Raw genomic sequence first — 19,090 nt, forward strand, 5'->3', positions numbered from 1 at the left:
TCTCCGGTATCCCTTTCCTGGGCGAATCGCATCGGATGCGAACTCACGGCCTTTCGACACCGGTGTACGCAACCGCGGTGAAAGACAGGGACACTCGTCGCCGTGCGGGTGATTGTGATCGGTTCAGGGATATCGGGCCTCGGCACCGCCGCGGAGTTGCTGCGCGGGCGGCATGAAGTCACCATTACCAGCGACGAACCAATCACAGCCACAACGTCTTTCCTCTCTGCGGCCGTGTGGTTCCCCACGGCTGCTGGGCCGACGGAGCGAGTGCGCGCTTGGGGTGCTGAAACATTCGAGTATTTGGAGGCACTGGCCGCGCGGGAGACGCCGGGGTGAGGATGCGGGAATCGCTGGCCCTGTACCGGGAAGACCCTACGAGTCCTCGGCGCGTGCCGAGGAGGTGTTGATGCTGGATGTGCCGGATCTCGATACGGTGAACCGGTGTGCGGTGGTGACTCGCAAGGGCGGGGCGCGGGAGGTCATCGCGTGGCAGACGGGGACCGCGCGGTTGTTGCCGCGGCTGCTGGCCGGCCGCACATCCGGTCCGCTGTTTCTCACCGACCGCAAAGCGCGGCCCTCGGTGGCCCGCAATGAGGGCGCGTCAACGCCGGTGCTGATGAAGCTGTCGGGTCATACCTCTGTGCGCAGCCTTGCCAAATCCGCGCGGGTGTCCGACGAAGGGCTGCGCCGTTATCAAGCCGACAGCGACCCGGCCGCACGGCGGTGGGGGCGCTGATCCAGCTCGAAGGGACGCTCCGATCAGTGCGACGCTTACGGCTCCGAGGTCATCCAGTCAAGTGCGCGGACCGCCCGTATCGCCGGTCGACGCGACTCGCCGCCCGGGTCGTGTCAGGTGCTGTCGTCGATCTTCCGGGGCTGACCTGACTTGCTCCGATCAAACAGCGGCAGAGGCAACCCGCCGACTCGTCAGCCTGTGGCTGACAGGTCGTCCCGCGTCGACGGTTGACGCCGGGGATTGCTTGCCGGGCCGTTCTATTGACGGGGCCGGATGATGATCGCCGCGCGCCTGTACCAGAAATTGGCGGTGTTTCCTTGATTGCCCATGTAACCCTCGATTTCCGACGCGAACGGCTCCAGCGTCGACTCGGATTCGCCCGTGCACAACTCCTCGTCCAGGACATACGGCTCAGCGGGCTCACCGGCCGTCCCTGACCGGTCGATCAGCCAGGTCAATGTGATGGTCGACTCGCGCAGCTCGCCGAGATCTTCCGATCCTGGGACCAAAGGAAGGCTGGAGCGCACCGGAAAGCTCTCCGGGTCATCCGGCACAGGATCCACCATTTCCCCGTCGTCATCGAAGTCCACCTCAGAGCTTTCGACGCATTTCCACCCATCTTCGACGCGCTCCCAACGCTGACGATAGATCATCGAGCTGTATTCCTCCTCGTCGTAGGAGTCCTCGGCCTCCGCGAGCGCCAGCGACGTGTCGCATCCCGCGAGTTCGGCCGCGGCGAGCATCATCCCGGTACGGGCAGCATCGCCGCCCTTGAGCTGATCCCACCCGAATCCCTGCTGGGAATACTGATGATCCAGCAGGTAGACGAGTCGATGAGGTGGGCGTTTCTCCGGCTGGTCGTGGAAAGACTCCATCGGTGTGGTGAAATGCGCGCGCAACTGCTCGGCCAGTAATGCGACCGACGGATGCGTGGCGAACGCAGCGGCGTCCGGGCCGGTGCGCCCCTTCGCCACCAGGTTGTAGGTCAGCGTTATCCGGAAGCCGTCGGTGACCGGCAGCACCTCATGCTCGCAGTCGCCATAGAACGCGACGAACGACAGCTCCTGCGGTGAACCCTGGTCGGTGACCTTCGTCCCCTGCTGCTCGATCACCAGCTCCCCGCCGGTGAACGTCGAAGGCAGCGTCACCACCAGCGTGCCGATCATGCCGTCGGCCTTCTCCGAATCCTGGTGGCGCTGAAAGAATTGTCCCGGCTCATACACCAGCATCGAATGCAGCTCCGCCGACAACTCGCAGTCCGGCGCCAGACCCAGCTCGGCCCGCAGTATGTCCAGCATGGGCAGCAACGTCTCGCGCCACTGCCGTTCGTCGATCGTTACGCGGTCCTGCGGAACCTCCCAGGTGTCGCGCACGTTCGCGTCCAATAGGGTCTGCTCGCGCAGACCATACCGCGCCGGCCGCGCGACCTCGCACAGTCGCCGCGCCTGAGCCGGCGTCACCGGCAACCGGATCGGCCCCACCCCATCTACCTCGATCGCCAGGTTCTCCGCCGAGCCCGTCCGCCGCGCAGCAAATGAACCCGCCGACGGCGCCGAACCCATGAGCTCGCCGATCACCCGTAAAGTCTTGTCCGTCATGCACTTCTCCCCATGTTCAACAACGTTCGCGGAGCATCCTCTCAGGGCCCATCGACGATCCAGTCCCCGAATGCGGGAACATCGGGGACTGAGAGTCGGCCGGACCCCGGGCCGGTCTACGCCGGTCAGGTGTCACTCGTCGTCGCGGGCGTCGGGATCACGTAGCGGCCGGTGCGTTCCGCCTAGGTCGGGCAGGTGGAAGGCGTAGTGCCCGTCGATGCCGATGTGGCTACGGATGAACGGACAACCGGGCAGCGTCCTCCTCACGGACCGGATAGTCCTGTGCGCGAAGCTGTTCCAGGGCGCGGTCGCTGTAGACGGTGTTCCACAGCGCGAGACAGTTGAGCACCAGCCCGAGCGCGGAGAGCTGGTCTTCCATGCCCTCGTAGTAGGTGCGCACCATTTCCCCCTTTGCGGCCGTGGTAGATCCGCCGCGCCAGGTCGTGGCGGCCTTCGACGAGGTTGGCCTGGGCTTTGCCTTCGCGCCGGTAGGGTTCGTCGTCGGCCAGCCGCAGGATGTGCAGAGTCTTGAAAATCCGGCCGTAGTGCGCGATCGCCTCCCCCAGCGGAGTCGGGCGCCCATCGCGGGAAATCATGCGGGTCACGTCGTGACCGGAGACCTCACCGGAGTGGATCGACACCGCCACCCGGCACATGTCCTGCCAGTGCGTGGCGATCTTGTCGACGTCGCCACCTCCGTCGGCACATCCAGGGGATCGACCAGGAACATGCCCAAGTGACGGACCGTCACCATCTGAAGCGCGAATCCAAGGCGGTTGTAGTCACGCCGCCGGCCCGCGATCAACCGCCGGTCCTCATCATCGATATAGAAAAATCTCTCCAGCTCAACCCGCGTATACGACCCGAACCGGCCGTAACCCTCATCCGTCACCGCGACACGAAATCACCTACCGGCCAACCCCGTTCACCCGCATCAGGATCGCTAGCGCCGGATCTCGCGAAACTGTTCCTCGACCCCCTATCACCTCGGCCTTCCCGAGCCAGCCGCTCGGCGACTCCGCTCAGAGGCGGGCCAGCGTCCGGAAACCCGGCACCATCGGAACGTGCGGAAGGCCCGGGCGCAGCACCAGGCCGGCATCGGTGGGCTCGACATTGGCCTGCGGGTACACCGTCACGACCTGGTTGAGTGCATCGGTGAAGTCGCGGCGGAACTGATAACGGCGGCGGCGATCGCTGGATTCGGCGGCCGAACCGAACTGCACCATCAGCGACTCCCACGGCACCGTGGTTGCGCGGTTGACCGAGAACATGCGGTAGGTGAGCCAGGCGTAGATGTCCAGACGCAGGGCTGAACCGCCGAGGGCCTTGATCGCGTTCATATCCAACGGGACCGGATGGGCGGTCACCTCACGGAAGAACTCATCGCTCAAGTGCACCGTCGAGGCAGACGACTGTTCCTCCTCGCCACCACACCAGATGTTGTACGCGCTGGCTACGTACAGTTTCGCACCGACCTTGCGATTCGCATCGCCCTTGTACTCGATGGTCAAGGTCGCGTTGAACAGGCGGTGCGACTGATTCCGCATGCGCGTGAGCGATCCGTTCTTCCCCCCGGTCGCAGTCAACCCCATGGAATTCATGAAATCTGTGAGGCTGTTGCCGAGCAGAATGTCCTGGGAGCCGGTGCGCACCGCTTCGGTCGACAGGAAGGTCAGGATCAGCCGCGGCATCGTCCCGTACGGATAGCCGATCGACTGCGGCTTGTTGTTCGCGTCGGTGGTCATGCCCGGCTGCACGGTGAGCGACAAGTCTCCGTTGCGCCGTCCCCAAGCGGGCACGTCACCCGGGTCGCGGTAGGGCAGCGAGGTCTGAGTGAACACCCGGGCGAGATATCCGACCTCTTGCTCGCCATCCCACACCTCGGCGGCAGCACGCACGATGTCCAGCGGGCTGCGTTTCGGTCGTGACACTGCCCTAGCTTCGCATGGGCTTCGAGACTTCCCAGCCGTTGGAATACCCCGCCCCGCCCGCATATCTCGCGGAGATCGGGCACCACCATGGCGGCCAGACACCACGTGCCCGCCGTGCCTCGGCGCAGGTGCCTCCTACAGCTGTGACGCCGGCCATCGACAGGTACCGGTGCAACGCGCTCTCGACGACGGATCCGAGTTCGGTCGGGATATCACCGCCCCGGACACCGGCAACGCCGGTACGAGTCGAAATCGCCTCTCGTCCAGCCGAGTTGACACCGTCACCGGGAAGGGCCCGGGCGCATCGATTCAGGGGCGCGCCAGCGCGCGGAAGCCGGGAGCCATCGGGATGTGCGGAAGGCCGGGCCGCAGCACCACACCCGCATCGGTGGTGTCGACATTGGCCTGCGGATAGACAATCACGACCTGCTTGAGGGCGGCGGTGAAATCGCGGCGGAACTGGTGACGGCGGCGGCGATCGGAACTGTCGGCGGCGGAACCGAACTGCACCATCAGTGACTCCCACGGCACCGTGGTTTCCCGTTTCACCGAGAACATGCGGTAGGTCAACCAGGCATAGATGTCCAGGCGCAACGCCGATCCGCCCAGCGCCTTGATCGCGTTCATGTCCAAGGGGACCGGATGGGCGGTCACCTCGCGGAAGAACTCATCGCTCAGCCGCACCGTCGAGGCGAACAGCGACGGTTGTTCGTCGTCGCTGCCGCACCAGATGTTGTAGGCGCTGGCCACATAGAGTTTCGCACCGATGCGCCGGTTGGCGTCGCCCTTGTACTCGATGGTCAAGGTCGCGTTGAACAGCCGGTGCGACTGGGTACGCATCCGGGTCAGCGACCCGTTCTTCCCGCCGGTCGCGGACAGGCCCATCGAGCCCATGAAATCGGTGAGGCTGTCGCCGAGCACGATCTCCTGGGATCCGGTGCGGACCGCCTCGGTCGACAGGAAGGTCAGGATCAGGCGCGGCATCGTGCCGTAGGGGTAACCGATCGATTGCGGCTTGTTGTTCTCGTCGGTGGTCATCCCCGGCTGCACCGTGAGCGACAGGTCGCCGTTGCGCCGTCCCCAGGCGGGCACGTCACCCGGATCCCGGTACGGCAGTGATGTCTGGGTGAACACACGAGCCAGGTAGCCGACCTCCTGCTCACCATCCCACACCTCGGCGGCAGCGCGCACGATGTCCAAAGGAGATCTTTTGGGTCGCGGCATGGCCCCTAGCATTGCACGTACGCCGGGATTTGCCAGTTCACCCCGGCCCCGTGTGTTCGGTTCTCTCCCCCCGGTAGCGGAGCCTCTCCGCACTGCCCAATGCGCATATCTTGCGGACATCCGCTGGTGAACACGCCACCACAGTGCGGGCAGACACGCATAACTTGCGGACACCGCCGCGGTCAGGGGCCTGGATTCCGGCCCTTGGAACAGTGGTCCGGACACGCATATCTTGCGGACATGCGCTGACCGGCGGTCGGCTGCGCATACCTTGTGGACGTCCGTCGGCCGGGTGCGTACACCTCGCCCGACCACTCACCCCGATACGCATAACTTGCGGACGCTCCACGATCGGCACGCATATCTTGCGGACGCTCGACCGCGGCCCGCGCATACCTTGCGGACATCGGGACGAGGCGTGCGCATATCTCGCGGACGGTGGATAACTCGTGTCCGCGAGATATGCGTGGCCATGACGGGTCACGCCACCGGGCTGGAACAGCTCGGTGCTGGTTGCGACCGGATTCTGCTCCGGCGTGTCCGCGCCTTATGCGCGCTCGATTGCGAGTAGCTCCGCATAAGATGCGGACACCCGATCGCTGTGGTTATCCACGCATATCCTGCGGACGCGTGGGGACTCAGCCTGTGGATAACATGGCCGAAAAGGCCTCTGTTCACGCATATCTCGCGGACAGGCCCGAGACTGTTTTCCCAGGACCGCGCGCATAACTTGCGGACGCCGCGCGCATAACTTGCGGACACCGACACAGTATTTCCGCAGGTGACACGCCATAAATCGCGGCCCCATGTAGTTCTTTTCCTAGAAGAGATTCCTGTAGTAGGGTGGTGGAGGCTGTGGATAGAGACCTCGCACGGCCGCACCCCCAAATGTCCCGGCCGTCCGAGCCGTGAAAAATTCTTCTTCGAGCGTCTGATCCGTCCACGCACACCTGATCTTGGTGGAATCGGTTGTCCTGCAACGTTGTCCGCAACCAGGATCCGGACACCCACCCTCTTCCCGGCTCGTTTTTTCGGACCCCGTTCGAAGATCGCACCTCATGACCAACCGCCGGCGACCCCCACAGCGCTTTCGCAGCACGTCATCACTGCAACCGCGGACGCGCCGCCCGTTCTCGGCTTGGTCCCCGGTTCGGGGCGTGCACCACCAAGCGGCGTACGCCCCGAAGGCCTTGCTGTGCAGTCGGGTCAGATCGCTGCCGAGTTGTCCGCTGAGGTCTCGGAATCCTCGGCGTCACCGGCGAGTTCAGCGATCTCCTCAGCAAGATAGAACTTCAGCGCCTGGTCCACGAGGGCGCTGCGACTGCCGGCATGCCACTCCTCGGCCAAAGTGTCCAGCGATTCGACGTCGGTGGCGATGATCCCGGCGAGCGGGATCTTCACCGGGGGTTCGGCATGACGGCGCCGCCGCGGACGAGAGTGGTCGACGCGCTGAAACAACCGTCCCTTGGGTTGTGCGGCGGCCGCGGTCGCGAAATGGTCTCGCAGCTCGGTTTCGAACTGCTCGATGGCGTCGAGCACCACCTCGCCGTAGCTGCGTCCACGTCCACGCTGCTGCTTCTCACGGTGGGTCACCTGGCGTAGCGCCTCGGCGACCACGGCCGCGACATGGGCCTCGGGCGTGGACTGAGTGGCGCGGGCACGAACAGCGGTCTGGCGCGGCCGCTTTGGAGTCGCTGTCTCGGCGGCGGCCTTGGCCGGGACCTTGCGGGTCGACTTTGCCGCGGTCGGTGCCGCGACGGGGTCGAGGCGGACAGTTTCGGGCGTAGGGACGGGCGCGACCGGCGCGGCGATGGGTGGAGGCGGCGGGAGCAGATCGTCGATGTCGTCGAGATCGTCGGCCTTGAAAGCCCCTTTGCGGCTCATTTACACAGCCTCCTTCGTGCGTTCGCCGGTAGCCAGGCGAACGAGTATTTCCTTGGTCAATGCCTGATAGTCCGAGGCCAGCGGCTCGGTGTCACGTGACCATCGCTTGGTCGGGCCGTCCTCGCCGCCGGCGCTTTCTCCGGCCTTCGCAGGAGTGAAGTTGATCAGCTCTTCCGGGGTCAGGTGGAATGCTCGCGCGTCGAGCGCGGTCGCCTTGTCCTGGCGGATGAAGCTCCGGAAGGGCTGAATTCCGGTGCCGTCCAGCAGATCCATGATCTTGCCGAGAGTGTCCTCGTTGCGACGCACGGCACGAGGATTGCAATCGAAAAGGATCATTCCCATCAACTCGACCAGCGCACCGTTCTTGCGGGCCCACAGATACCGGCGGGCCAGCAACTCGGCGCCGTCGATGCTGCCGTCGTCCTCCTTGGTCGGCACGACGAGCCAGCTCACCACCTGCAACAGCAGGTCGAGGACGCCACGGTCACCCGGGCCCGAGTCGATCAGCACCAGGTCATAGCGACCCGACTCGATCAGCGCCTCCAGCGCGGTCAGCAGGTTGTGGCGAGGGTCGATCCCGTGCTGCTCAGCATTGGACACCACGGTGCCCGCCATGGCCAGAAGCTTTCCCCCGCAGACCACATCGAGGCCCTCGCGGACATCGAGCACCGGCTCGAGCGCGGACCCGTACTGGAGAGTCATGGCCAGGGAGCGGCCCTCGTCGGAACCCTTGACGCCGAGATCGCGGATGGTGCAGTTGCCCTGCTGGTCCGCGTCGACGACGAGCACTCGTTTGCCCCGTTTGGCGACAGCCACCGCGATGGCGGCGACGATCGACGACTTGCCCACTCCCCCCTTCTGATTGGCCACCAAGATGGTTCGTCTCACGGCGCGGGGAACGGGCAGCAAACGCGTACTTGTCACGCCAGCGACGCTACCCGAGTGATCACCTCACGAACAACAACCGGAAGGGGGTGTGTCGGACTCGTCGGACGGTTCTGTCACGAGGTCGATCAGATCGTCAATCCCTATCCCAGGCAACATATCTGCCCTTCAGCACAGCGTCTGAGCAATCAACAGGAAGTTGATGCGACAGTGGACACCATCATCCGAATGCCCGGTGTGTCACCCCCGCATCAGAACCGGCAGGACGCCTTCTTCATGCTCGCAGGACAGATCGGGTTGCTGGTCCGGACAGAAGCGTTCGAGATCTCCTGTCCAGCGGTTGGTTTCAGGGTCTCTGCCAAGGTAGCGACAGCGTTCTTTGGAACCGTCATGTCTGCTTCAAGTGTGCAGGGCGGATTTCCGGGTATATCAGCGATCTTTCGTTGGTGCGGACGCGAGGTGAGAGAAGATGCATCGCGTCTGTCCATGGGTGCTGTCATTGGAAGGTGGGTGAAACAGGCACCGTATTCGCCAAGTTGGCATGCATGGCTGGCCGCACGAGGAACCGCAGGTTTTCCGGGCATATGAACAACATGACCTATGACATGTTCGATGAACTGGGCGCTCGCCATGTTGACGGCTGATTCGTCGGCCTTCTCAACCTTCGTATCAGCAGTATCATCGACGTCCCGAATGACGGTCTCTGAAAACACATAGGGGCTGTTCGTAGGTACGGTCAAGCCAGCTACCTTGTGTAGAGGTGTTGCTGGTGTCGAACGGTACGCCGGAGCGGTCCCATCAAATGATGCGACAAGGATAGCCATTCGACCGGCGGTGGTCACGGTTGATTCTCTTGTCCATACAGGAGTCTTCTGTACAGCGTTCCTCGCTGTCTGAAGACACGTAGATGTCGAGACCGCATACAGGGGTGTTGAACTAATCTGTAAAAAGCCCTGATAGGCATCCGTAAAACGACCAGGTTCGACGATCTTTTGACGCACCCGTTTCGATGCGCCAAACCTGACTCGAGATGCGGCCATGTCAGGAGTGCTTCCAGTGGAACTATCAAAGGCTAAGTTGAAGACCACTGAAGCGGTCGCAACACCGGTCATGCATTTGGCACAGTGTGAAACGGTCCGGAAGACCCGCGACAAAGTGAACTTAGCGGCATGTCGACAGTTCTGATGATCGATCGCGCATTCTGCACTGAACATCGCATATCTGCTGGCCCGCAGAGGGTCCGAGTGCACTGTCGTTGCTAACGTCGTACGCACCGTCGCATCTAACGTCGTACATTCAGTCTGCGAAGCTGTCGCATGTACGACGTTAGCCACGGTCAAGTCAATGGCTCCACTGGCGGCCTGATTGCGTGTATGCAGATGAACCCGCAGGCAGGAGCGATTTTTCAGCGCCAGATCAGCTTGCGCGCCAGGCCAGGATCGGGGGCGTCTGCGGGCGCTGGAGGAGCGAATCGACACCGACGGGAGGTGCACAGTCGCATACTGCTCCGTCATGACTCCTCCTCTCCGCGTTACGTATTCGTCCTGTAGTTGCTGCAGCGAAGTCTAACGTGAAACCCGAAATCAATGCCCGACCTGATGGACGGTGTCAGGGATCAGAAGTTGGGTCAGCGCCACCCGCACGGATGCTCAACCGCCCTCACGAGGCGGCTACTGAAGCATCCCGGCCCCCGGGTTCACATGGCCACGACGAGGCTGCGCCTTTCGGCTTGAATGGCGGGATCGATTCAGGCGAAGCGAAGCGAATCGGTACCGCGAACGGTACGCATCGCTCAGGAGTGACGTAGACCTCCGAGAACCGGCGGATTCGCGTTACCCAGCCAACAGGATTCGAAGACGAGGACTCGTCGGAAATCGAAGCATGCTTACATGTCGTGTGCCCGGGGAGTGCGCGCTGACAACTGTATCTGCCGTGCGTCTCGTCGGTCTTGTACCGGCATCGGCAACACCGAATAGGTACGCGCCTTTCGGAGGGCATGGCGTAGAAGCAGACTGGGGGAGCGGACAAGGATCCTATGAGCCATCGGCAGAGCACGACTGGCAGAGTCAAGCGTTCGGCGTGGCAGCTGGTTCTGACCGCAATGCGCGGACCCTCGTGCAACCACGGCGGTGTTGACACCCGTGCTGCGGCTACTACCGACACGATTCGAAGTCTTGTGCGCCGCACCCCAGTGGATTGTCGATAGCGGCGAGATGCACCGTGCATCGTGCCGATCCGCCGGAAACCTCGGGGGATCGAAAGGCCGAATGCGATGCCGAACGTGGGCGGCGATCGTGGCTCCGAATACTGTTGGCAGGCAGCCGACCTGCCATCGGCATTGAGAACTCGTGCAAGGGCTCGATTGTGCCCCCGCTTCGTCGATACCCGACAGGGTGCAGAGTCCGACGATCGATCAGTGAGCCACCCGAATTGCCCTGTGTCACCGATCGCCGGCGCGGAGAGGTGTGTTGGAAGCCTCCAGGTCGGAGCGCAGAACCTCTCACCTCCGCGGCGTGGTCGCCACCGTGAACGGACGCTCGGCCCTGATCGGGGAGCGGTGGCCGAACGCAGCGAGACGATGACCTCGGTGGGGATGTCGGCGAACTGTGTTGTCGATCCGGGCGGAGACCGTGATGTCGAGTGGATCCGAGCGTCCTCGGCATGGCGTCGAGCGGGGCGACATCGCGGCTTCTCATCCTTCACCGGCTGCCCGAGCACCCCGTCCCCGGGTGAGACACCCGTAGCATGGTGATTGCTGAAAGGATGCTGATTCATGGGCCAAAGCTGACGGTTTCGGCCGTATTCCGGTGCCCCAATCCCTAGCGAGAGCGGAAATGTGCCCTATTTGAGCCGTGGGGCGACCTGAGCGCCTGAATGGCGTCCATACCCGATTTCGCGTCAAAAACGGCTCTACGGGGAAATGAGGGGCAATTGCCCGCTGACCTGCGTAAATGGCGCACCAGAACCCATGGGGGAGCTCAGGGCGCTGCGAGTTCGGGAAGAGCGGTGGGTCTCGGCTTCGGGCGAGCGGGGCTCTCGATTCGGTTGCTCGTCACCGCGGTTTGTCCCAGGTTCTTCTGTAGGCTGGGAGAAGGCCGTGTTTCTGCCGTTGACCTGGTGTTCTGTCGCACTTATGGGCCGCTGGCGGCCTCCGGTATCGCATCCGAGCGCGCGAGCCGAAGCATGGATTTCTGTGGTGTACCTACCACCCTGGCAAGTCGGTTGGAGATTTTTTGTTCTGAAGCTTGATAACTTCTCTTATCAGGCGTCAATGAGGAGTTTATCCACGTAGAGACCCATTTCCTGTGTGAAAGTGCGAGCTGCCACGGAGACCACGGCCCGTATCACAGCCTTCGCGCGTGGGATTTATTGCCGTGCGATTCGTCAGTGAATTGTCAGTATGTTCTCGTCACGAAGGATGTCAGTAGCGGTCCGTGCTCACCGCGGCGATCGATCTGGCTCGGTTGCGCCTTCTTCGGCATCTTGGCGTGAATCTCGGCCGCGGCTTGCCGAGTCCGACCGCTGCTGCTGTAGCCGCCCCGCTGAGCGACACACTGGCCGCAGGTGTGTCCGCGTTGATCGTTATGGCACCCGCGGCAGAACGACTGCGGCGGAGCGAGGTCCGAGTGTCAACCCTCCATTGCTGAGTTCGAGCCATTCGTCGGTGTCGACTGCCTTGGCGAAGAGCAGCCCGTCGTATCCGTCGACGCGGATGGTGACAGAAATCGGGCTGCGGTCGTAGTTCGCAACAGCAACCGCGCGGCTGCCGTCCTGGGCCTCGAAGACTGTGTACGGATGGTGTGCTCGCCCGTTCGCGTGCTTGACACTCGCTCCGACGGTGTCGGTGAAGCGGCCGTCCCACGTCCAGGCCCTCGTTTCCCGACGCAATGCGTCCATCCGACCGCTGTACGCCACGGTGCTCGGGAAGTCGGGCAGCCGCCCTTTGAAGTTGAACGGTTCATAGCTCACGATGTAGCGGTACAGCAGGCACTGAGCGATCATGTTGCGGTCGTCGAAGCCTGTGACAGCTGTCATGAACTCCCCGTATGGCTGGGTGTAGCGGTGTAGCGGGAGATGGTGCCGGTCTTCGCTGCGGTGATAGGAGACCGCGTACGCATCGAACTCCCAGTCGTAGATCCCTTCGCCCGCGTAGAGGAAACCCTCGGGCGCCTGGGTGTCGAGGCGATGAATAAGGGCACGATCGTTCGCGTATGTCGGCGCACCATAGCGATGGCCGTGCTCTTCGTCGAAGCAAAGCAGTGTCGGCGAGTGGTGCTGGCACTCGTCGAAAAGCATCCCGTCGGCGCCCAGGTCGACGATGATCTGGAATTGTCGCGCGCACTCCTCGAGATAGGTCTCGTAGAGGAAGCACATCGGAACCAGGCGTCGGGTGCTGATATCGAGTAGCTGGGTGACCGTCTGGTATCTGTATCCGGGGTGCATGTAATAGTCGCCGTACGGATCCTTGACGGCGTGGTCGATGAAGTGCTCACGGAACGCGGCCGTCGACCGGTCTGCCCAATTGAACTTGGCGAACAGGATGACCTTTACACCGAGCGCCTGTACCTCGGCGATCGCGGTCGCGAGGGCGTCGAAACCGCCGAGCCGAGGCTCCGGTTGATGCGACGGGTTGTTGCGATCCTGGCCGCCGTCGTTCCACCCCACGAGCTGAATCGCGGCCACACCGGCTGCGGCGCATTCACGCCCCACCTCGACGAGCCGCTCGAACGGCAGGCGTAGTTCGTCCTCCGGTGAATTGATCTGAATCTGCATCCAGGAGTGCGGCTCCCGCGCCCATTCGGGCGGGGATGCACGTCGGAACCAGGTGTCTCGCCACTTCCTGTAGATATCGGCTCCCACGTGCCAGTCGCCGTCGTAGACCTCCAGGAACAGCGGTGTCAGATCGCGCGCTTCTCCCGGACGGATAAACGGCAGATGCACTGCCGCGTAGGTGATCGCCACGGGATGACCGTCGATCTCGTCGGTCTCGGGCACAGTCGCCTCGAGCGAGTCACCGTAGCCGGGCCAAAGCTCGGAATGCCAGGCGACGAGTTCCGTACTGCTGTTCGCCACACCCAGGTACAGCCCGTGAGTATCCCCTTGGATCAGTCGGTACGGTGCGGCCGGCGTTCCGTAGTTGCCTTCCGACAGCTGAGTCGGCACATCGGATCCGAAGTAGCCGACATTGTTCGCATAGGTGGGCCACAGCGGCTGCCGGCTCCCGGCGCCGTAGTCCTGTCCGATCGATTCGAGCCGGGTGTCACCCGGCGCGGGCCGGAGGTCGCCGATATATGGCGAGTAGACGTTCTCGACGATCAGGTCCGACCTGTTGTCGACGTTTGTCTCGACCGTGAGCCGACGGCCGTCAAGACGGTATCGCTGCACGATCCGGATGTCGTGCTCGCCGCCGAACTGCGACCGCACGCCGTTCCAGCGCAGCTCGATCGACGATCGATCCGCCTCGATCGACGGCGGTCGTTGATGGACGCCGAACACGGAGTTGTTCCGTCGTCCTTCGAGCGGGACGAGCAGGCGGAACGACGAACCGAGCGACTCCCGCCCGACGACGCGCCACCCTGAGCCGATATCGACGTACGCCACCAGTGCCCCGGTGTCAGCGGCTATTCCCACTCTCGTCGAGTCGCGCTCCAGCCAGCGGATATCGCCGCTCATATTCTTCTTCCCCGTCCCGCATGACCACGCCGATGGCCGCCAAGGTGTTGCCGAGCAGCCATCCGCTCATCTGGCTTCCGCTGGCCTTTTGCTCCGCTTCGCACGAGCTCGCGAGCGGTCGCGCGACTGATTCCGGAACTGGCTGGTGGTGATTGCGACAACCGTGCCCGCAGGAGAGCGAGGTTCGGGTTCCACGGTGACCCCTTCGTGGTCCGGCCGGACTGGGCAAACGTTTTCCCATGTGCTTCGGCACAGTAGTATTACCGAAGCACTCGTGACAATGCCCGGGCGACAGAGAGGTAGTGTCATGACGCTGCAACGTAGGGTGACGATCCACGACGTGGCGCGGGTCGCCGGCCTGTCCACGTCGTCCGTGTCGCGAGCCCTGACGGGCGCCCGTCGTGTGAACCCCGATGTGGCCGCGCGTGTGAAGGAGGCCGCGCTGCTGCTCGGGTACCGTCCGGATGCGGTCGGCCGGTCCCTCAGACGGCAGGAGACCGGAACTCTCGGCCTCGTGGTTCCCGACATCACCAATCCGTTTTTCCCGTCGCTCGTGCAAGCTGTCCAGCAACGGTCGCGTGGCGCCGGCTTCGGTCTTCTCTTGGTCGACTCGCAGAACAGCGCCGACCTCGAGGCCGAAAGTGTGCGACTTCTGCTCGACAAACGGATCGACACACTGTTGATCTCGGCGAGTCACCGATTTCTGAGCAAAGCAACGATCGATATGGCGGCGCAGACAGTTCCGGTGATCCAACTCGACCGCGTCGTCGATGAGCAGAGGGCGTACGTGCGCATGGATCAACGTGCGGCGATTGAACTCCTCATCGATCATATGGTGGGCCAGAACCGCATCCATCTGGCGTTCCTCGGCTCTGATCCCACCGTCGCCACCTCATGGGAACGTCAGGAGGCGTTCCTGCAGATCGCGCCCGACAAGGATCCCGCCGCGGCAGGACGAATCCTGGTCGGAGACTTCACCGTCGAGTGGGGCCGTGACGCTGCCCGCAAGGTACGGAGCCTCTGGCCGGAAGTGAACGGCGTGATCTGCGCGAACGATCTCATCGCCCTGGGCGCACTTCAGGAGTTCACGGCGCAGGGCCTGTCCGTGCCCCGCGACATCTTGATCTCAGGCTTCGACGACACGCTGATCGCGCGGGCGAGCGGGCTCACCTCCGTGCGGCAGCCGGTCGACGACATGGCCGAGGTCGCCGTGCCGGATCTCATCGCCGGCGTCCGTAGCGACGACGATCCACTGCACGCAGTCCTCGAGCCCGAGCTCGTCATCCGAGACTCCAGCAGGTTGCGCACGGTTGCCGGCTGACCCGCCAGCCTTCCCAAGGCTGGACATGTCGGCTTCGGCAAGCTGTGTTGGGATAGGGCACACATCTTGGCAAACGTTTGCCAGATGGGCTATCGAGTAATTGCACTCCCCGATGCTGGAGTTAGAAATGCCCAAATCCAGGTTCCGTGCGATGGTCGCGCTTGTCGCAAGCGTCGCAGCGCTTATCGGTGTCACCGCATGTTCCTCGTCCGACGGCGACGCCAAGCACCTCGTTGTGTATGGCACAGATCCTGGGAACCCGAACTATCAGAAGGTCCTCACCGAGTTCGGCAAGGAGAACGGTGTCTCGATCTCTGTCGTCAACTATCCGAGCTCGAGCTTCATCCAGCAGTTCACCCCCGCCGTCAACAGCAAGAGCCAGATCGATGTCCTGCTCGCCAACGGGCAGGACATCCGCTACCTGCAGAGCCGCGGGCTTGTCGGCTCTCTCGGAGGTGGCTTCGACACCAGTGACCTGATTCCGGCGGCTTACGCCCCTTTCACCATCAACGACAACCTCTACGCGGTCGGGGTCGGTGGCGTGAACGTCACGGCATTCGTCTACAACCAGGCGATCTTCGACAAGTACGGACTCACAGTGCCGAAGACGATCGATGACCTCATCGCCGACGCGAAAAAGCTGCAGGGCACCGGGGTGGCGCCGGTCAGCGTGCCGGGCGGCCAGACATACCTCTGGCCGATGTGGATGATGCAGATGCTTCAACAGACCACGAAGAACACCCCGACGGAGACGACGTTCAGCACGTTGCAAACCGGCAGCCCCACATTCGATTCGACGGAGTACACCCAGGCCCTGACCCAGATGGCCAGGCTCGGTGCCGGTGATGTCTTCGCCAACGGGTGGCAGGGTCTGCAAGAGCCAGCTGCGGTCTCACTGTTCACTCAGGGCAACGCGGCGATGTTCTTCGGCGGTTCCTGGGACATGTCGACCATCGTGCAGCAGGCGCCATCGATGGATGTCAAAGCGTTCCCGTTCCCGAATTTCGTGCCCGGCGTAACGTCGACAGGATTCGGCGGAGCCGGTGTCGTCGCCGCCAGATACGGGAAGATCAACCCGATCCGTGAGACTCTCGCCGACAAGTTGGTGACGTATATGGCTTCGGCCGCTGTCGACAGGCAGCTCCTGTCCGGAACCGAGGCCATCTCGCTGCCGACCGTGAAATCCGTCCAGCCGTCGGCATCCACGACGTTGCAGACCCAGCTGGTGAACGCCTTTGTCCCGACCGCGAGCACCTTCCTCGACTGGTACTGGCCCAAGCAGGTAACCGCCGCCTACCAGAACACCATGGTCGGTGTGGTCTCCGGATCGAGAACACCGCAGCAGGCGTCGCAGGATGTGCAGAACGCATTCACCAAGGCCAAGTCAGGCGGATGGAAATTCAATTAATGCACACTGTCGCTCGAGGCCGCGCAGTCGTCTCGGAACGGTAGGTACCGCCTCCGCGCCGTCGCCGCGTGCCCGCTCCACGAGCGCCTCGATCGGCCGCTGGTGGTTGTCGACCTTCTGCGCCAGGCACATCGTGCCGTTCTCGTCGACGATGCGCCCCTGATGCGACGCGTTGCCGAGGTCGATACCGATCCGACCGTCGCCAGGCGGCACCAACTCTAGACACCGACGACCTCAGGCAAGGACCGATGGCAGCGCAGACGCAAACTGTGTACGTACCACGGCGGCGGTCCCGCCGGTTCCGCTTCGACCCCTGGGCGCTGATCATGGTGCTGCCCGGGCTCACGCTCTTCGCGATCTTCATGCTGTGGCCGTTGGTCAACGCCTTCGCGAACAGCCTGTTCGCCTGGGATGGCCTGGGTCCCAAAGTATTCGCTGGCGTCCAGAACTACAGACAAGTCTTCGCATCGCCGGAGACTTACCAGACGCTCGAGCACACGGCGGTCTATGCGATCGGAACGGGCGTTGCCAAGGTCGTGCTCGCGTTGCTCATCGCGTTGCTTGTTGCACGACGTACTCGTGGTGTTGCCCTATTCCGCTCCGTTATTTTCATACCGGTACTGATGTCGTTCGTGGCCGTCGGTGTGCTGTGGACCTTTCTTCTCGACCCGAACCAGGGCCTTCTCAACGGAACGCTCGGCGCGCTCGGCTTGCCGCACACCACGCCGTGGCTCGGACAGCCTGGCTTGGCTTTGTTCTCGGTGATGGCCGTCGACGTGTGGAAGTGGCTGGGCTATCACGTCATTCTTTTCGTCGCCGGACTTCAGGCCGTGCGACCCGAACTCTACGAAGCAGCCAAGGTCGATGGTGCGGGGCGAATCGCCTTGTTCTTCTACGTGACGGTGCCGTCCATGCGCACGATGATCGGTTTGAACCTCATCATCGCGATCGCGGGCGGGTTCAATGTCTTTGATCTCGTCTACGTCATGACGAAGGGCGGTCCGGACGGATCCACTGACACTGTCATGACATTCATGTATCGGCAGGCATTCGACGTGCAGCAGTACGGGTTCGCCTCCGCGCTTGCTTCGGTCTTGTTCGTGGTCGTGGCCATCGTCACCCTTATCCAGATCCGGGTGCTTCGTTCGGATTACAACGCGTGAAAGGGGTCGAATCGATGGTCGACACCTGCATTGCCCCCGCCGCAGGCTCGGCGACGGCTGCGAATGAACCGCGGAAACCTCGTCGTAAGCGCAGTCTTGTATTCGGAGTGCCCAGGGCAGTCGTGCTGATCCTGGTGTGCGTCTTATTCGCCTATCCGCTCATCTGGATGGCGCTCGGCGCGTTCAAAACGCAGAGCACCTTCTTCGCGAACCTTTGGGGCCTGCCCTCCACATGGGACTTCCAGAACTTCATCGATGCATGGTCGGTCGGAAACATCGGCCGCTATCTGCTGAACAGCATTGTCGTAACCGGGTCCAGCGTGCTCCTGGTACTCGTTCTCTCGCTTCCTCTTTCCTTCGCCTTGGCAAGGACCCTGTTCACCGGGGGCAAAGTGATCTTCGGGTTGTTCATCATCACCCTGTTCATGCCGCTGCAGCTGCTGATCATCCCCATGTACGAACTCGAGGCGAATCTCGGTATCATCAACACTTACTGGGGACTCATCCTGCCGTATGCTGCCGGTGCGCTCCCCTTCTCTGTGGTTTTCGCGACTTCGTTCTTTCAGGGCCTTCCAGCTGAACTCGACGAGGCCGCGCGGCTGGACGGCTGTAACATAGGACAGATATTCGTGCAGATATTCCTGCCTCTGTCACGTCCCGTGATAGCCACGATTGTCATCCTCACGTTCTTGAACACGTGGAACGAATTCATTCTCGCCCTCACACTGACCCAGTCCGACAGCGTCCGAACGATTCCGGTCGGATTGCTGAATTTCAGTCAGCAGATGGGACAGACAAATTATCCGCAGTTGTTTGCGGCCCTGACCATGGCGACGATCCCGATCTTCGTCGTATTTCTCTTGACGCAGAAGCAGTTCATCTCCGGACTTGTAGAGGGAGCGGTCAAATAGTCGCACCTGGAAGTCGCTCGCGACGGACCCACATCTGATGAGCCTGTACGCGGCACCACCCGCCACCCTCTGTGGGTAGCGTCCAGAAATGGCTGGTCGGTGACAGCGATCCTGGATACTTGCTGCCAGATGCTCTGATCAGCAGCCCACCACCAGATTGGACGCGACGGCGTCAGTGCGATGCAGTGCAAGCTCGTCACCAGGAATGTCAGTAAACCGCCGCGTGTCGCCAGCGTGATCGTGGTCCAATGCGTTCGGTAGCTGTCACCGGGGGCCGCGCGGGATCAACAGGCAGATTGGGACCGAGCTTCGCCGTGTCCATCACCGAGTATGCTCGGGCACGAAGCCCCGAA

General features: G+C 62.8%; 17 protein-coding genes and 1 pseudogene. 6 read left to right on the forward strand and 12 right to left on the reverse strand.

The window, feature by feature from the left end:
• The first annotated feature begins 114 nt into the window (after positions 1 to 114).
• Together ACFXHE_RS35980 and ACFXHE_RS35985 are read left to right on the forward strand one after the other, a co-directional pair.
• Entirely contained in the window at positions 115 to 339 is a 225-nt protein-coding gene (locus tag ACFXHE_RS35980; RefSeq protein WP_379389151.1) for an FAD-dependent oxidoreductase, read from the forward strand.
• A 70-nt stretch (positions 340 to 409) separates the two neighbouring features.
• Complete coding sequence (locus tag ACFXHE_RS35985; protein WP_379389133.1) at positions 410 to 739, forward strand: hypothetical protein; 330 nt, start codon at positions 410 to 412, stop codon at positions 737 to 739.
• 257 nt (positions 740 to 996) lie between these two features.
• Here ACFXHE_RS35985 and ACFXHE_RS35990 read toward each other — a convergent pair whose 3' ends face one another.
• The 11 genes and pseudogenes from ACFXHE_RS35990 to ACFXHE_RS36040 all read right to left on the reverse strand — a co-directional run bounded on the left by ACFXHE_RS35990 (position 997) and on the right by ACFXHE_RS36040 (position 13,424).
• The gene (locus tag ACFXHE_RS35990) at positions 997 to 2,337 is read right to left on the reverse strand and encodes a 2OG-Fe(II) oxygenase (RefSeq protein WP_379389134.1); all 1,341 of its coding nucleotides are present in this window, start codon (positions 2,335 to 2,337) and stop codon (positions 997 to 999) included.
• Positions 2,338 to 2,469: 132 nt separating this feature from the next.
• Entirely contained in the window at positions 2,470 to 2,604 is a 135-nt protein-coding gene (locus ACFXHE_RS35995) for a hypothetical protein (RefSeq protein WP_379389152.1), read from the reverse strand.
• Positions 2,567 to 2,737, reverse strand: a complete 171-nt coding sequence (locus ACFXHE_RS36000; protein WP_379389135.1) for a Tn3 family transposase — start codon at positions 2,735 to 2,737, stop codon at positions 2,567 to 2,569. Before ACFXHE_RS36000 ends, ACFXHE_RS35995 begins: the two co-directional genes overlap by 38 nt.
• Before the next feature lie 67 nt (positions 2,738 to 2,804).
• Positions 2,805 to 2,993, reverse strand: a pseudogene (locus tag ACFXHE_RS36005) (Tn3 family transposase); the annotation flags it as partial.
• Positions 2,939 to 3,229 (reverse strand): DUF4158 domain-containing protein, encoded by a 291-nt coding sequence (locus tag ACFXHE_RS36010; protein ID WP_379389136.1) that lies wholly within the window; start codon positions 3,227 to 3,229, stop codon positions 2,939 to 2,941. The gene ACFXHE_RS36010 and the pseudogene ACFXHE_RS36005, both read right to left, overlap by 55 nt.
• 130 nt (positions 3,230 to 3,359) lie before the next feature.
• Positions 3,360 to 4,268, reverse strand: coding sequence for a replication protein RepA (locus ACFXHE_RS36015; protein WP_379389137.1), 909 nt, complete (start codon positions 4,266 to 4,268; stop codon positions 3,360 to 3,362).
• A 309-nt stretch (positions 4,269 to 4,577) separates the two neighbouring features.
• Positions 4,578 to 5,492, reverse strand: a complete 915-nt coding sequence (locus ACFXHE_RS36020; RefSeq protein WP_379389138.1) for a replication protein RepA — start codon at positions 5,490 to 5,492, stop codon at positions 4,578 to 4,580.
• A gap of 1,206 nt (positions 5,493 to 6,698) precedes the next feature.
• Entirely contained in the window at positions 6,699 to 7,376 is a 678-nt protein-coding gene (locus tag ACFXHE_RS36025; RefSeq protein WP_379389139.1) for a hypothetical protein, read from the reverse strand.
• Entirely contained in the window at positions 7,377 to 8,300 is a 924-nt protein-coding gene (locus ACFXHE_RS36030) for a ParA family protein (RefSeq protein WP_379389140.1), read from the reverse strand.
• Between the two features lie 212 nt (positions 8,301 to 8,512).
• Positions 8,513 to 9,001 carry a hypothetical protein gene (locus tag ACFXHE_RS36035; protein WP_379389141.1) on the reverse strand — a complete coding sequence of 163 codons (489 nt, stop codon included), beginning with the start codon at positions 8,999 to 9,001 and terminating at the stop codon, positions 8,513 to 8,515.
• Positions 9,002 to 11,843: 2,842 nt separating this feature from the next.
• The gene (locus ACFXHE_RS36040; protein WP_379389142.1) at positions 11,844 to 13,424 is read right to left on the reverse strand and encodes a DUF6259 domain-containing protein; all 1,581 of its coding nucleotides are present in this window, start codon (positions 13,422 to 13,424) and stop codon (positions 11,844 to 11,846) included.
• 817 nt (positions 13,425 to 14,241) lie between these two features.
• Here ACFXHE_RS36040 and ACFXHE_RS36045 point away from each other — a divergent pair.
• Positions 14,242 to 15,255 (forward strand): LacI family DNA-binding transcriptional regulator, encoded by a 1,014-nt coding sequence (locus ACFXHE_RS36045; protein ID WP_379389143.1) that lies wholly within the window; start codon positions 14,242 to 14,244, stop codon positions 15,253 to 15,255.
• Positions 15,256 to 15,406: 151 nt separating this feature from the next.
• Entirely contained in the window at positions 15,407 to 16,663 is a 1,257-nt protein-coding gene (locus ACFXHE_RS36050; protein WP_379389144.1) for an ABC transporter substrate-binding protein, read from the forward strand.
• Here the strand turns inward: ACFXHE_RS36050 and ACFXHE_RS36055 are convergent.
• On the reverse strand, positions 16,640 to 16,879 hold the full coding sequence (locus tag ACFXHE_RS36055; RefSeq protein ID WP_379389145.1) for a hypothetical protein: 240 nt from the start codon (positions 16,877 to 16,879) through the stop codon (positions 16,640 to 16,642). The genes ACFXHE_RS36050 and ACFXHE_RS36055 overlap by 24 nt on opposite strands.
• 32 nt (positions 16,880 to 16,911) lie before the next feature.
• Between ACFXHE_RS36055 and ACFXHE_RS36060 the strand changes: the two genes are divergently transcribed.
• A complete protein-coding gene (locus ACFXHE_RS36060; RefSeq protein WP_379389146.1) occupies positions 16,912 to 17,826 on the forward strand; it encodes a carbohydrate ABC transporter permease in 915 nt (304 codons plus the stop codon).
• Positions 17,827 to 17,840: 14 nt separating this feature from the next.
• A complete protein-coding gene (locus ACFXHE_RS36065; RefSeq protein ID WP_379389147.1) occupies positions 17,841 to 18,737 on the forward strand; it encodes a carbohydrate ABC transporter permease in 897 nt (298 codons plus the stop codon).
• Positions 18,738 to 19,090: the final 353 nt, after the last annotated feature.

The organism is Nocardia sp. NPDC059229, assembly GCF_042754165.1.
GTDB lineage: Bacteria > Actinomycetota > Actinomycetes > Mycobacteriales > Mycobacteriaceae > Nocardia.

Coding starts and splice junctions, on each gene's coding strand:
- ACFXHE_RS36045 (WP_379389143.1), top strand. CDS start 14,242: ATGACGCTGCAACGTAGGGTGACGATCCACGACGTGGCGCGGGTCGCC.
- ACFXHE_RS36020 (WP_379389138.1), bottom strand. CDS start 5,492: ATGCCGCGACCCAAAAGATCTCCTTTGGACATCGTGCGCGCTGCCGCC.
- ACFXHE_RS36050 (WP_379389144.1), top strand. CDS start 15,407: ATGGTCGCGCTTGTCGCAAGCGTCGCAGCGCTTATCGGTGTCACCGCA.
- ACFXHE_RS35990 (WP_379389134.1), bottom strand. CDS start 2,337: ATGACGGACAAGACTTTACGGGTGATCGGCGAGCTCATGGGTTCGGCG.
- ACFXHE_RS35985 (WP_379389133.1), top strand. CDS start 410: ATGCTGGATGTGCCGGATCTCGATACGGTGAACCGGTGTGCGGTGGTG.
- ACFXHE_RS36065 (WP_379389147.1), top strand. CDS start 17,841: ATGGTCGACACCTGCATTGCCCCCGCCGCAGGCTCGGCGACGGCTGCG.
- ACFXHE_RS36060 (WP_379389146.1), top strand. CDS start 16,912: ATGGCAGCGCAGACGCAAACTGTGTACGTACCACGGCGGCGGTCCCGC.
- ACFXHE_RS36025 (WP_379389139.1), bottom strand. CDS start 7,376: ATGAGCCGCAAAGGGGCTTTCAAGGCCGACGATCTCGACGACATCGAC.